Origin of the sequence: Weissella cibaria KACC 11862 (assembly GCF_000193635.1) — a bacterium.
GTDB classification, from domain to species: Bacteria; Bacillota; Bacilli; order Lactobacillales; family Lactobacillaceae; genus Weissella; species Weissella cibaria.
In genome coordinates this window covers 1-13,605 of record NZ_AEKT01000048.1, presented here as the reverse complement: position 1 = coordinate 13,605, position 13,605 = coordinate 1, and the positions used below count along the sequence as shown (strand labels likewise).

The following is a 13,605-nucleotide window of genomic DNA, read 5'->3' as shown; positions in this document are numbered from 1 at the left end:
GCCCTTTGGAATATTTCCAAAGGGCTTTTCTGTTACTTAAATTGCGACCAATCAGTGTTAAGAATATCAACATCGGTTGGAATGTTGACGCGTTCTTCTTGATTAAGTTGCTTAAATTGTGAGCGTTTTTGTCGTTCTTGGCGAACCTCTTTAATTGAATGGTAGTTCTTTTTTTGCCAAGCGACCAAAATGGTTTCGATATAACGTAAGTTTAAGGCTGCATTCAAAACAGCTTCCTGCACGGCTGCTTTGATGAATTCGGGCTGGAAATGATCAACATCAAACCAGTTTTTAACCGTTTCCATTTCCATTTGACTTAATGGCCGGCCAAATTCTTGTTCAATCAGGTTGTAAATCGTTGCTCGACTCAAATCATCCTTGGTTTGGGCTGGTTCACCTTGGGCTTCAACCCGTTGTGCAGCCGCTTGCTTTGTCCCACCTGTAATACGCATTAATTGTGTATACAAAGGTTCAAAATCAAGTTGGGTTGTCACTCGCCCACTACCGTCGCGAACGCTCACGAATTTAACCAAGCCTTTTGCACGTAATGATTCCAGGTGCCCAAATACAAGTTGCGGTTCCCAGCCAAGCGCTTCGCCAATTTTTGTTGTACTGGGTTCTAATTCGCCATGATCGATACCGGCTTTGGTTTGTACGAAAACTAAAAATTCATCGTTACTCATCCCAAGGTCGCGATAATGCTGTAATAGATAGTTACTAATTGTTGTCTGGCCAGCTTTTAGGTAGGCCGTCCAATTTAGTTCTGTTGTCATTAACGGTCTCCCTTCGCGTTTTATGCAGTAATATCTGTGATTAAAAAACCGATACAGTTATTGTACCGGTTTTTTAGGTTTATTTTTAGCTTATGGCCACAAACGGTTCATCGTGCGTGGGAATGGAATTGCCTCACGAATGTGCTCTTCACCAGTAATCCAAGTGACAGCACGTTCTAGACCAAGACCGAAGCCTGAGTGTGGCACAGAACCATACTTACGCAAGTCCAAGTACCATGAGTATTCCTTCAAATCCAAACCTTGTTCCTTGATACGTTGCTCAAGGTAATCGTAATCTGTATCACGCTCAGATCCACCAATGATTTCTCCGTATCCTTCAGGTGCCAAAAGGTCAGCTGAGATAACGACGTCGTCACGATCAGGGTGGCGCTTCATGTAGAAGGCCTTAATTTCCTTAGGGAAGTTTGTGATAAAGACTGGCTTTGCAAAGTGGTTAGCCAAGAATGTTTCTTCAGGTGAACCAAAGTCAACACCCCACTCAACGTCAAAGTCGTTTTCTTGCAAAAGCTTGATAGCGTCATCGTATGAAACACGTGGATAAGGAAGTTGTGTGTATGATTGCAACAACTCCTTGTCACGACCCAACAAGTCCAATTCGTATTGGTTACGATCCAAAACAGCTTGAATCAAGTAGGCAATGTAGCGTTCTTGCACTTCCAATGAGTCATCTTGTGTCATCCAGGCCATTTCAGGCTCAATCATCCAGAACTCAGTTAAGTGACGACGCGTCTTTGACTTCTCGGCACGGAACGTTGGTCCAAATGTGAAGACACGTCCAAAGGCCATTGCGCCTGCTTCGGCATACAATTGACCAGTTTGTGACATGTAGGCATCCGTATCGAAGTATTCCGTGTGGAACAATTCGGTCGTACCTTCAGGAGCTGAACCTGTCAAAATTGGTGAATCAATCTTGACGAAGCCTTCCTTGTTGAAGAATTCATAAGTTGCAGCAATGATTGTATTACGAATACGCAAAACTGCAAATGGTTGGATGTGACGTAGGTACAAGTGACGGTGATCCATCAAGAAATCAGTACCGTGCTCCTTTGGCGTGATTGGATAACCATCAGATTCACCAACTACCGTCAAATCCTTAACTTGCATTTCGTATCCGAATGGTGAACGTTCGTCTTCACGAATCGTTCCAATCAAGTACATGCTTGTTTCTTGTGTCAAAGCCTTAGCCTTGGCGAAGATTTCTTCACCAACTGCTTCCTTTGAAACAACACCTTGGAAGAAGGCCGTACCATCACGTAATTGCAAGAATTGCATCTTACCTGAACCACGCTTGTTACGTAACCAAGCGCCTAGACGAACTTCTTGGTCGACATAGTTTTTCGCGTCTTCAATGCGAATTGTATCCATCTCTATGAACTCCCTTAATTAATATCAACTTATAAGTGTTGGATGGTTCGAACTGCTTTTCCATCCGAGAATTGGAAGGTAATTAAATTAAGATTACCTTGCCTATCAGTAAAGGTTACTTCCCAAACTGGGACCTGCTCATAAATGGCTAGGCCCAAACTGGTAATTCGCTTTGGCTGATATTTTGATTTAACGAGATTACGCACCTCAGCAGCAGATAAGCCATTCTTCATTTGAACGGTTGTTATCTTTTTCGACTTATCCTTAACAATGACGCCAATTTCTTGATGCTGTTTATTCTCACCAATCACACTGTAGTACGTATGTTGTCGAGAAACTCGGAAAAATTGAGTTGCTGAGGTGATCTTATTTCGCTTAATCGCCAATTCCGTCACACGTTCCCGCGCAGTATTCACGGGACGTAGCGCAATTGACGCAATAGTTGCACCACCTGCGATAAGCACCAGAACAACGATTAAGCCAATCAGCCAACGCCGACCGTGGCCACGACGCCGAGAACGGGACATTGTACGCATCTCCATCTTACGTGGCTCCTTTAGCTGTTTTGTCAATGCAAAACAAAATCATCTATTACTTTACCAATATTAGCGGTGTTGGTCAAAGAATTTCTTCAATTCAGGGACAACATCTCGGTCTTGCGAAACGTGCTGTGGCATTTGATCTGGCATCATATTTCGCAGAGTCTTCCCGTACGACTTTGTTAGGATGCGTGGGTCATAGATAACAACCGCACCAAAGTCATCCGGCTTGCGAATTAAGCGCCCTACTCCCTGACGCAGCCGTAAGACAGCTTTGGGTAAGGTACTTTGGTAGAACGGCTGTTTACCATGTGCCATCAAAACGGCTTCTTCAGCACGTTGGAGGACGGTATTAGGTTGATCGAATGGTAAGCGGGCAATCACGACTAAACGTAATTGGTCACCCGGCAAATCGATGCCTTCCCAAAAACTATTCGCGCCAAGCACAACCAAATGTGATTCATTGGCCATGCGCTTCATAATTTTACTACGCGTACCTGTCATCCCCTGTGCCAACAAAGTCATATTGCCCTGCTGCCACGTTTGATTTGACTGCATGTGATTATAGACCTGTTGAATCGTCTCTAATGAGTTAAACAATACCAGCGTGTTTTCTTGCACCGTCGTGGTTAACTGAACCAACTGCTTGGCTAAGTAGCTAACGTAGCCACCATCGGTTGGCGATGGCGCATTTTCAACCATCACCAATTCAGCTTGGTGCGCAAAATCGAAGACTTCAGGATAACGCCGGGCAAAAACCGTCTCACGATCGATATTTAACCGATCATATAGGTACCCCGACTTTGTTGAAGTAAACAAAGTTGCACCAATCACGGTTGGTGGCATGAAATGCGGATAAACTTTGTCTTTAAAGAAATCAAGCGTGTGTAACAACCCACCACTCAACTTCAGATTACTGTTATCGTGATTTTGATTTTCAGTTAACCAGAACACACTTGCATCTGGGAAATCAACCAAATCCTGTTGGAAAGTGGTCAGACGTTGTTCGTATTTCGCAATACTTTCAAGCAACCGACGGAAATCAGCCAGATGTTGGCGTTCGCTAAGTGAGAAGGCGTTCTTCGTGTTACTAAATTGGGCTAACAAATAATCCAATGAGTCTGCTAAATCACGTACGGCCTGTCGCATGCTTTGCAAACGATGTGTTTGGTCGACCCAAAATTGGGCTAAATCAGAAATTGGTAGCTCAACCTCGTAATGGCCCTCTGTTGCCGGTGTGTGCCCGTTTAGCAAGAAACGACGGTAGAATGCCACTTGTAATTTGGGCAACTCTGAAGACAGTGCTTCAAGACTCTGTAGAAAACGTGACTTGAGCTGTTGCCCACCAACTAACCGATTCAAAATAATGCCAATTGAAGGTTCGTTATCGCGCAAAACCAAATTTGTCGCGTTCTGAACACGGGTCAACCAAACCTGAAATGGTAATTGATGGCGACTTTGTTCTAAGACTGCATTTGGCAAATTTTGCGCTTCATCAATAATTAAATATGGTGTATCAATACTGTCACCCAATTCAGCGGCATATTCCGCCAAGTAGGCGTGGTTAACGACCAAGAATTGGGCGTTTTGCGCCAAGACGTGTTGGCGTTCACTAAACTCGTGACCGTAGTAAGGTGATCCTGCTGGATTATTAGCTGGCTGGGCTAATTTTGCCATGAAATCGACTTGCGGGTTAATCAAGTTCAACTCGTCAAAATCACCTGTTAACGTTTCAGTTAACCAAACTAAGATTTGCGCCTTAATAAATTGGAGAGATGTTGATCCTTCATCAACGCGGAGTGCGCGCTTGAAGCTCTGCAAGTTCAAATAATGTGTGCGTCCCTTCAAACTGGCACCACGAACTTCAAACGGCAGAATATCCTTCAATGTTGTATTAATTGTTTCGGTCACTTGCTGTTGCAACGTAATTGTTGGAACGGCGACGACCACTTGCTTGCGCTGCTCATCAGCTAGGTATGCGTATGGTAGTAAATAAGCTAACGTCTTGCCCATCCCCGTTGGCGCTTCCGCAACAAAGGCTGTCTCCCCTGGTGTTTCTGACAGTTCAGCCTCAGTGTAATGCGTGTAAATGGCATTCATCAACTTAGCTTGCTGTTCACGGTATGCCAACGCCTTGCCGTAAAGTTGCTCTTTTGCAGCCTTTTTAGCAGGATAGCTTGTCGCCTTGCCAGTAACCAATGGCGCCGGTTCTGAAAAACGACGTAACGCCAAACTATCGATCACTTGTAAGTGACTAGGTAATGGTTGTGGCTCTGCTTGATTTTTTGCTAACGCTTTTTCAAATACGGTTTTCGTGTCGCGTGGTAGGACCAATGGCAAATCAGCTAACGCCTGAAGCGTAATCATTGGTAACCCTTCGGCCCGTTTTAAGATGGCAATTAACAATTCACCGGTTGCTAATGCATCACTATCAGCCTGATGTGGATGATTGTGTTCGAGTGACAAGCAATTTGTCATGTCGACAAGGCGGTAACCTGGTGCAGTTGGCCAAAGAATTTGACTAAGTGGCACTGTATCTAGGGCCGTACTTTTAAGAGCGGTTAACCCAACACGTTCAAATTCTGCATTTAAAAATGGTAAATCAAAATTAACATTGTGCGCCACAAAGATTGTGCCTTGTAGCATCGCATGAAGTGTCATTGCAACGTCTTCAAAGAACGGTGCCCCTTTTACCATGTTTTGGGTGATACCGGTCAATTGTATAATATTGCGGGGAATTTGCTCGCCCGGATTAACCAATGTTGAAAATTGATTAATGATTTTTTTGTTTTGTACGAATGCGACCGCAATCTGAATAATACGGCCCGTTTCGCTCGTTGTACGAGTTGTTTCTAAGTCCACAACCGCATAGATGTCTCTATTTAGCATCAGAGCGTACCACGACCTTCTTTTATAATATTTAAATTATACCATACGTTTTACTGATTCATTTCCCTATTTATAGGCGGGTTTGGTATGATAGTAGCAGTTTAAAAACAAAAATGAGAATGGATTGGTGGTTTCTAATAGTGGAAAAGCTAGCGAGTGGTTCTAGCCACGCCAAAGTGATCTTGCTTGGCGAACACGCGGTCGTTTATGGCCAACCTGCCATTGCCCTCCCTTTACCGGACTTGGCAATGACAGCAACAATCGAGGCTCGAGAAGCTGGACAAGTCGTAATTGCGCAAGGGTATCAAGGCCCTTTGGCAACAATGGCTGAAGTATATGAAGGCGTTCGACAATTAATTCTGCGCCTCTTGCGTCATTTCGACGCGCTAGATGCACCGTTTACCTTACGGATTCAATCAAACATCCCCCAAGAACGCGGGATGGGGTCTTCTGCTGCATCGGCGATCGCCATTATTAGGGCGTTTTTCGCATTTTTTGATACGCCCTTACCAGATGAAGAATTGCAACGCTGGGCTAATGTTGAAGAGGCCATTACCCACGGTTCACCTTCCGGCATCGATGCGGCAACAACTGCCCATGACGTCCCGGTTTGGTTTGTGAAAGGTTCAGCGCCTGAACCAATGTCAATGGCCCTACATGGCACCTTAATCATTGCTGACACAGGCGTTCATGGTCAAACCGGTTTGGCTGTTTCAGTTGTTCGCGAACAACTAGCCAATGAGCCCATTGAAACGCAGGCCCATATTGATGCATTAGGTGCCATTGCCCGTGATACACGTGAGGACTTAGCTCACGATGACATCATTGCCTTGGGTAATCACATGAATGCAGCTCACCAACATTTGGCAGCTCTTGGCGTCTCACACCCCCAGCTTGAAGCCCTTGTGCAAGCAGCTCGTGAAGCTGGTGCTTTAGGGGCTAAGTTAACTGGTGGTGGTGTTGGTGGTGCTATGTTAGCACTAGCCAAGGATGATACTGATGCCCACCGCATTATGCTGGCTTTGGAAGCAGCTGGTGCGCAAGAAGTGTGGTCACAACAGTACCCGCAAATCTAGGAGGCAGTTATGACACACTACACAGCACGCGCACACACGAACATCGCCCTACTGAAGTATTGGGGTAAAGCAGATACAACGCTCATGTTACCAACAACGACGTCGATTTCGCTAACCCTGGATGAATTTTATACCGATACAACTGTTTGGTTTGATGCCGCATTGATTGCGGATGACGTAACGCTTGATGATGAAGTCATGACTGGTAAAGGCTACGACAAAGTCACCCGCTTCTTAGATTTGGTCCGTGAAATGGCTGGCGAAACACGTTATGCCCACGTTCATTCGGCTAATCACGTCCCAACGGCAGCTGGCTTGGCGTCTTCGGCTTCTGCATTTGCTGCCTTAGCTGGTGCGGCTAGTCGCGCAGCTGGCCTGGCTTTATCACCAGCTGAACTGTCACGATTAGCACGTCGTGGGTCCGGGTCAGCATCGCGGTCTATTTTTGGCGGTTTCGCCCAATGGGATCGCGGTCATGATGACCTAACATCAGTTGCTAAGCCCTTGGTCGAGACAATTGACTGGCCAATACAATTGTTAACAGTGATTATTAACGATCAGCCTAAAAAAATAGATTCACGTGGCGGTATGCAACATGCAAAAGCAACCTCACCTTTCTATGATGATTGGGTTAACCGGTCGAATGCCTTGGTGCCTGTTATGCAAACAGCCGTTGCGAACCACGACATTGATCAAATTGGTCAATTAGCGGAAGCCAATGCGCTACAAATGCATGCAACAAATGCCACTGCCCAGCCAGCGTTTAATTACTTAACTGATTCCTCATGGCAGGTCATTAACCTAGCAACCACGCTTCGTGAACAGGGCATCTCCGTCTATGCGACAATGGACGCTGGACCAAACGTCAAGTTAATTTCACGACCAGCGGATACTGAGGTCATCACAGCGGCTTTAGCTGAGGCAATTCCTGGTGTCGTCGTTCGTACTGCAACGCCAGGTCCAAGTATCAAAATCGTTGAAGGAGATCAGATTTAATGGTTATGGCAAAAGCCCCCGGCAAATTATATTTAGCCGGTGAATATGCAGTCACATTGCCTGGGCAACCTAGCATTATCATGGCAGTCGATCGTTTTGTCACGGTCAATCTTGACCCACGAACGGATGCGTTAATCAGTATGACGAGTAATTTACTTGGCCACCGTGAATTATCAAGTTCTGAATTGTTGACGGTCGCTTTGGATGATGACTGGCGTCTAGTCCTTCGCACCTTGCAATTAATCCAGACGTATGCAATAGAAAACGGTCAACCTTTTACTGGGTTGACCGTTTCTATTGATAGCCAACTAACCATGGCCGGACAAAAATTAGGGCTTGGTTCATCAGCCGCCGTCGTGATGGCTTTAATCAAGGCTTACGTTGCGCTTAGCGAATTACCAATGTCCTCAATACAACAATATAAGCTAGGAGCATTAGCTACCTTAACGACCCCTAATTTTAAGGCGGGGTCTATGGGGGATTTGGCTGCTGCGACATTTGGCGGCATTATTCGCTATCAAAAATTCGCATCACCTGTTATATTCAATTGGCTTGACCAACATCGCTATGTTTCTGAAATGTTGGCAGCAACCTGGCCGGATTTGGTAATCGAACCGTTAGCGTTGCCAGCCGATTGGTCACTCTTGGTCGGTTGGACTGGATCGCCTGCGGATACACAAGCGCTACTCGAAAGTGGTGACCTAACTGATCGAGATGCTGCGAAACAACTCTTAGCACAGAACACTGCCCCTTTAGTTGGTATGATCGAAACAGGATTGCGCCAAGCCGATTTTGATAAAGTTCGTGCGGCCATGCAATTGAGCCAGGAACAATTATTTGCCTATGCCAGTCGCGTTGGACTCGCTTATGTCACACCGGCACTCCTATCACTCCTATCAATCGCCACAGAAGCTGGTGTAGGTGCTAAAATATCAGGAGCTGGCGGTGGTGATAATGGCATCGCCCTGACAAATGATGCGACAGTTGCAACCGCAATTAGAGATGCTTGGCAACGTGCTGGAATTACGCCGTTACCTTTAGCAATTGCATTTAATTAGGAGAAAGTATTATGGAATCTGCACACGCACATCGTAAAGATGAACACTTGTCATTGGCAGAAGCCGAATTTCGGCGCCATGCGCCAGTGTCATCTTTACATCAGGTTCGAATTATTCACCAAGGGTTACCTGAAACGAGGGTCGCTAATGTTGACTTAACGGTTGATGACCCAATTTTCAACTTTAAGACCCCTTTTTATATCGAAGCGATGACCGGTGGTAGCCAAAAAACCGGTAAGATTAATGCGCAGTTAGCAACTGCTGCAAAAGAGACTGGCTTGGCGATGGCTGTTGGTTCACAAAGTGTGGCCTTAAAGGATGAAAATGCGATTGACACATTTAAAGTCGTTCGAGAAATCAACCCCGATGGCTTTATTATGGCCAACATCGGTGCCGGTCATACCGCGGCTCATGCCCAAGAAGTCGTTGATATGATTGGCGCAAATGCCTTAGAAGTTCACATTAATGTCGCCCAAGAAGTGGTCATGCCTGAGGGTGATCGTGACTATGTTTGGCAAGATGAATTAGCCAATATTATTCAGACGGTTTCCGTGCCAGTGATTATCAAAGAAGTCGGCTTCGGCATGGCTAAGGAAACCATTGGCCAATTACGTGATTTAGGCGCCCAATATATCAATCTGGGTGGCCGTTCAGGGACAAACTTCGCCGTTATCGAAGATCGTCGTAATCGGGCGATGACTGCTGAGCACGGCTATTTGTATGACTGGGGTCAAACAACTGCCGAAAGTTTGTTAGAAGCGCAACTAGTCGCAGATGCACCAACACTCCTCGCCACTGGCGGTATTCAAGACCCCCTCGACGTTTTGAAAGCTCAAATTTTGGGTGCAAAAGCGGTCGGTGTCGCAGGACATTTCCTACACACGGTCTTGAACGAGGGAACTGATGGTGTCATCACTGAAATTCAGCGTTGGCAAAACCATCTCGCAAAGCTTTACGCGATGGTCGGTGCTGAACGGCAAGCTGATTTACAACACGTACAAACAGTCCTATCACCCGAATTGAAAAACTATATCGATCAACGTCGGTAAACAAAGTCTTTAATCTCAAAGCAATCAATTGGTATTGTTTTGGGATTTTTTTATTTGATTAGTCTTAAATTTCAGTGGCAAAGTTAAATGATTGTTAAAGGCGTTAAAGGTCAGCTTGCGATTATCGATAACCCACCCCGTTCAACCTTAAAAGTCGGTATATTGGAAGCATGAAGAACATGTTAACGGAGAGTATTCGTCAGCAGACTGACGATCAAATCATTGATGCAACGCTGACTTTGTTGCAAAGCCAGTCCTATGACCAACTTGCGGTTACTGAAATTACCCGCATGGCAGGCGTGTCACGGATGGCTTTCTATCGCCACTTTGGCACAAAGGAAGCGGTCATCAAGACTATTGTTGAACAACTAACAGATGACTTTGCGAAGGAAGCTGCTGCTCTGCCTTTGGAAAGTGAACAAATTGCGAGTGCCTTCTTTGGCTTTATCCAAGCAAACGGAATGGCGATTGCCGTTTTGTTGAACGCCGGATTACGAGAGCAATTTTACCCACCTTTGCGCGATATTTTGCATGGGTTGTATGCAGAATTGTTCCGCAGCCAAGCAAACCATTCGACATCTATCGATTATGTTTCTGACTTTACGGCATCTGGGATGTTGGCACTAGCTATTCGCTGGATTGCCACGGGGATGCATGAATCAGTACCTGAGATGGCACGGATTGCAACAGAAATGACTGATGCACAACACGCAAACCTATAATTGTTGTTGTGCGAGTTAACTAAAACGACGAGATAACCCATTTGAGGTTACCTCGTCGTTTTAGTTTAAGGTAGAAGGTTGAACCGGCGCTTCTTAGGCTGCGCGTAACTGAAACCTTCACCGAATGTCTCCTGTGTATCCATCACAGTCACAAAGGCTTGCGGGTCAATATCATTGATTAGCCGACGCACAATGTTCATCTCTGAGGGATCGACGACAGCATAGACAACTTTCCGTTCGTTATGCGTAAAGCCACCCTCTGCATGCAACAGTGACGTGCCCCGTTCAAGCTCTTGCATGATAGCATGCGAAATTTCTTCGGGGTAATTGGTGAAAATCAGGAATGCCCGCGCTGCATAGGCGCCCTTTTGGGTAAAATTAACAAGCTGGGCGAATACAAACGCCGCAATCAGTGTGTACATCATTTCCACCACATTAATGTAGACTAGTGACACTGTTAGGACCACCACATCTAATGCAAATAACGTTTTTCCCATCGGAATGTTTAACTTTTGTTCCAGGATACGCGCAATAACGTCTGTTCCGCCCGTTGTGCCACCAAAACGATAAATCAAACCAGAACCAAGGCCACCAAAGAAACCGGCTAAAATGGCTGAAATAAGCAAATCATGGTGCAGATCTAAATGCATGGGATACAGTTGCCAGAACCACAGCCAAAATGACAAGCCAATAATACCGTACAATGTATAAATCAAGGCCCGCTTCCCTAACATTCGTAAACCGAGCAACAACAGGGGAATATTAAAGAACAAGGTTGATAGAGCCGGGTTAATATGGAATAGCGCTCTAAAAATCAGCGTAATTCCGGTCACACCACCCTCCGCCAAGTGACTTGGAATATTAACGTTAACTAGTCCCCAACCATACATGCTGGTTCCAATTGTAAAGATGATGAAATCGCGAAGTCGAATTTTTTCAATCACTCGCGTGGCCATTGTTTGTTCTGCCATGGCACAATCCCCAATCTGAATAAATTATCATGTGGCAATCGGTTACCCCTCCTCTAAATTAAGGCATAAGACTAACCGGCCGTATTATTTTAAGTGTACCAAAAATTTGCTTAATCGGTTAAAAATAACGAAAAAACCGTGACCAATTCAAAAGTCACGGTTAGCATCAACCAATCGACCATGACGTTAGCCACGACCACCTTGGAATTCATTATAGAGGGTAATTCCCCCATCGATATAAAGTGTTGTACCAGTAATGTAAGAAGCTTCGTTTGAAATTAACCAAACCGCCGCATTCGCAACATCAACCGGGTCCCCGACTTTCTTCATTGGAATCATACTTTCCGTGTCGGCCCGGACGGCAGGATCTGCAAATCGTTGTGCATTGATCGGCGTTTCTAGGGCACCTGGTGAAATCGCGTTAATCCGAATACCTTGCTCAGCATATTCCAAAGCCGTTGTTTTAGTAAACATCAGCACGCCAGCTTTAGCCGTTGCGTAAGACGCATAGGTAGGCCAAGGAATAATGTCGTGAATTGACGACGTGTTTAGAATGCTACCTTGCTTATTGTGCTTCAAAAAGTGTTGCACAGCAATTTTAGTCCCCAAGAATACCCCATCTAAATCGACGTGCAGCACACGTTGCCAGTCCTCATACGAAGTCTCGTGCGTAGCTGATTGAATCTCGAAGCCAGCATTATTGACCCATACGTCAATATCACCAAACGCTTCAATTGCCTTATCGTAGATTGCTTGGACGCCGGCTTCAGTGCCCACATCGGCCCGAATGCCAACGGCATGTCCGCCTGATTGTTCAATTAGGTAGATCAGCCCGTCGATTACCTTTTCATCAGCACTCATGTAGTTAATGACCACATTCATCGCTTCTGACCCCATGTGACGCGCGATCGCTTCACCGATACCTGACGAGCTACCCGTCACAACTGCGGTTTTACCACGTAAATCGGGATAGCGAGTTGTATCAGTCGTATGATTAATTGTCATAGATATCACCCTCCATGTGACTATTGTACGTCATAACCTATTGCTAATGATGAATAATCTTTAATATCGGATGAACCAAAAAAAGACCAAACAACAGTAAGTGTTTGGTCTTTTTAGGATTAAAAATTTTAATTAACGCTTTTGTTTACCAGCATTACGACCGTTTGACTTTGATGAATCAGTATCGCTTTCGCTGACATTACCTGTAATATCTTTGCGTTCTGTCCCTTGTTGTTGCGCTTGCGCTGCCTTCATGGCTTCAGCAAATGGTCCCGTTGGCTCTGATTGCAAACGTCCGGCCAATGCATCGTCAACGACATCCTTAACAACGAACGTTTCCGCAACTTGCGCGCGCAACTTTGGCCGCCAAACAATGATGATCAACGTTTGAATAATCATAACCAACGCACCAACGAAGAAGTACAGCGCAATACCACCGTTCGTAACCCAAGTCATAATCAACATCATGATCGGCATCATCAACATCATTGATTGCATTTGCTTCTTTTGTTCGGCTGGAATACCAATCAATGACAAGTATGCTTGGACACCATAGGCAACTGCTGTTGCAATTGCTAACACTGGTGATTGTGAGCCTAGGTTAATCCCAAAGAAGGTAGCGTGTGCAATTTCGTGTGAATTCTTAATAGCAGCGTACAACCCCATAAAGACAGGCCATTGAATAATCAATGTCGCAAAATTCATACCACCAAGCATTGAAACACCGTTTTCACGGTAAACAGCCATCATAGCTTGAGAAGCCAACATCTTTTCTTCTTGTGTTTGTGCTGTCTTCTGCGCTTCTTGAATCTTGCTCATCTGTGGTTGCAACAAACGCATCTTTTCTTGTTGAATGGTTGCGCCACGTTGTTGGTGAATCATCATTGGCAACAAAATCAATCGCACCACAAATGTCAAAATAACAATTGACCAACCAACTGCATTCGTACCACCAATCCAGTCCTCTGACATGTGCATGAAACTAGTCAACGGACCTTCCAAAAAGTCTGCGTGACCAGTAACAAACAAAATAATCAACAAAATAAACAAGATGGGCGTTAAGCCTTTAATTTTCATGGAATATCGATCCTTACCTATTTCTCTTTTTTACAATAATCCATTATATCACAAAAAAATNTAT

Annotated in this window: 12 protein-coding genes; 5 read left to right on the top strand and 7 right to left on the bottom strand. The window is 45.1% G+C overall.

Annotated features, from left to right (window positions below):
* Window positions 1-32: 32 nt before the first annotated feature.
* From ESE_RS0109590 to ESE_RS0109575, 4 genes are all read right to left on the bottom strand, one after another.
* On the bottom strand, window positions 33-773 hold the full coding sequence (locus tag ESE_RS0109590; protein ID WP_010374324.1) for a DnaD domain-containing protein: 741 nt from the start codon (window positions 771-773) through the stop codon (window positions 33-35).
* A gap of 90 nt (window positions 774-863) precedes the next feature.
* Entirely contained in the window at window positions 864-2,159 is a 1,296-nt protein-coding gene (gene asnS / locus ESE_RS0109585; RefSeq protein WP_010374320.1) for an asparagine--tRNA ligase, read from the bottom strand.
* A 29-nt stretch (window positions 2,160-2,188) separates the two neighbouring features.
* Window positions 2,189-2,701 carry a cell wall elongation regulator TseB-like domain-containing protein gene (locus ESE_RS0109580; protein ID WP_029237511.1) on the bottom strand — a complete coding sequence of 171 codons (513 nt, stop codon included), beginning with the start codon at window positions 2,699-2,701 and terminating at the stop codon, window positions 2,189-2,191.
* Between the two features lie 63 nt (window positions 2,702-2,764).
* Window positions 2,765-5,587 (bottom strand): helicase C-terminal domain-containing protein, encoded by a 2,823-nt coding sequence (locus tag ESE_RS0109575; protein WP_010374314.1) that lies wholly within the window; start codon window positions 5,585-5,587, stop codon window positions 2,765-2,767.
* 140 nt (window positions 5,588-5,727) lie between these two features.
* Here ESE_RS0109575 and mvk point away from each other — a divergent pair, with 140 nt between their 5' ends.
* The 5 genes from mvk (at window position 5,728) to ESE_RS0109550 (ending at window position 10,488) form a co-directional block, all read left to right on the top strand.
* On the top strand, window positions 5,728-6,663 hold the full coding sequence (gene mvk / locus ESE_RS0109570) for a mevalonate kinase (protein ID WP_010374311.1): 936 nt from the start codon (window positions 5,728-5,730) through the stop codon (window positions 6,661-6,663).
* 9 nt (window positions 6,664-6,672) lie between these two features.
* Window positions 6,673-7,659, top strand: coding sequence for a diphosphomevalonate decarboxylase (mvaD, locus tag ESE_RS0109565; protein WP_010374308.1), 987 nt, complete (start codon window positions 6,673-6,675; stop codon window positions 7,657-7,659).
* Entirely contained in the window at window positions 7,659-8,717 is a 1,059-nt protein-coding gene (locus ESE_RS0109560) for a phosphomevalonate kinase (RefSeq protein WP_010374306.1), read from the top strand. The genes mvaD and ESE_RS0109560 overlap by 1 nt, the downstream gene beginning before the upstream one ends.
* A gap of 11 nt (window positions 8,718-8,728) precedes the next feature.
* Window positions 8,729-9,766, top strand: a complete 1,038-nt coding sequence (gene fni / locus ESE_RS0109555) for a type 2 isopentenyl-diphosphate Delta-isomerase (RefSeq protein WP_010374304.1) — start codon at window positions 8,729-8,731, stop codon at window positions 9,764-9,766.
* A 170-nt stretch (window positions 9,767-9,936) separates the two neighbouring features.
* Window positions 9,937-10,488, top strand: a complete 552-nt coding sequence (locus tag ESE_RS0109550; RefSeq protein WP_029237510.1) for a TetR/AcrR family transcriptional regulator — start codon at window positions 9,937-9,939, stop codon at window positions 10,486-10,488.
* Window positions 10,489-10,553: 65 nt separating this feature from the next.
* Here ESE_RS0109550 and ESE_RS0109545 read toward each other — a convergent pair whose 3' ends face one another.
* From ESE_RS0109545 to yidC, 3 genes are all read right to left on the bottom strand, one after another.
* Window positions 10,554-11,459, bottom strand: coding sequence for a YitT family protein (locus tag ESE_RS0109545; protein ID WP_010374300.1), 906 nt, complete (start codon window positions 11,457-11,459; stop codon window positions 10,554-10,556).
* Window positions 11,460-11,645: 186 nt separating this feature from the next.
* Window positions 11,646-12,464, bottom strand: coding sequence for a glucose 1-dehydrogenase (locus tag ESE_RS0109540; protein ID WP_010374298.1), 819 nt, complete (start codon window positions 12,462-12,464; stop codon window positions 11,646-11,648).
* 132 nt (window positions 12,465-12,596) lie between these two features.
* Complete coding sequence (gene yidC, locus ESE_RS0109535) at window positions 12,597-13,541, bottom strand: membrane protein insertase YidC (RefSeq protein WP_010374295.1); 945 nt, start codon at window positions 13,539-13,541, stop codon at window positions 12,597-12,599.
* Between the last annotated feature and the right edge of the window lie 64 nt (window positions 13,542-13,605).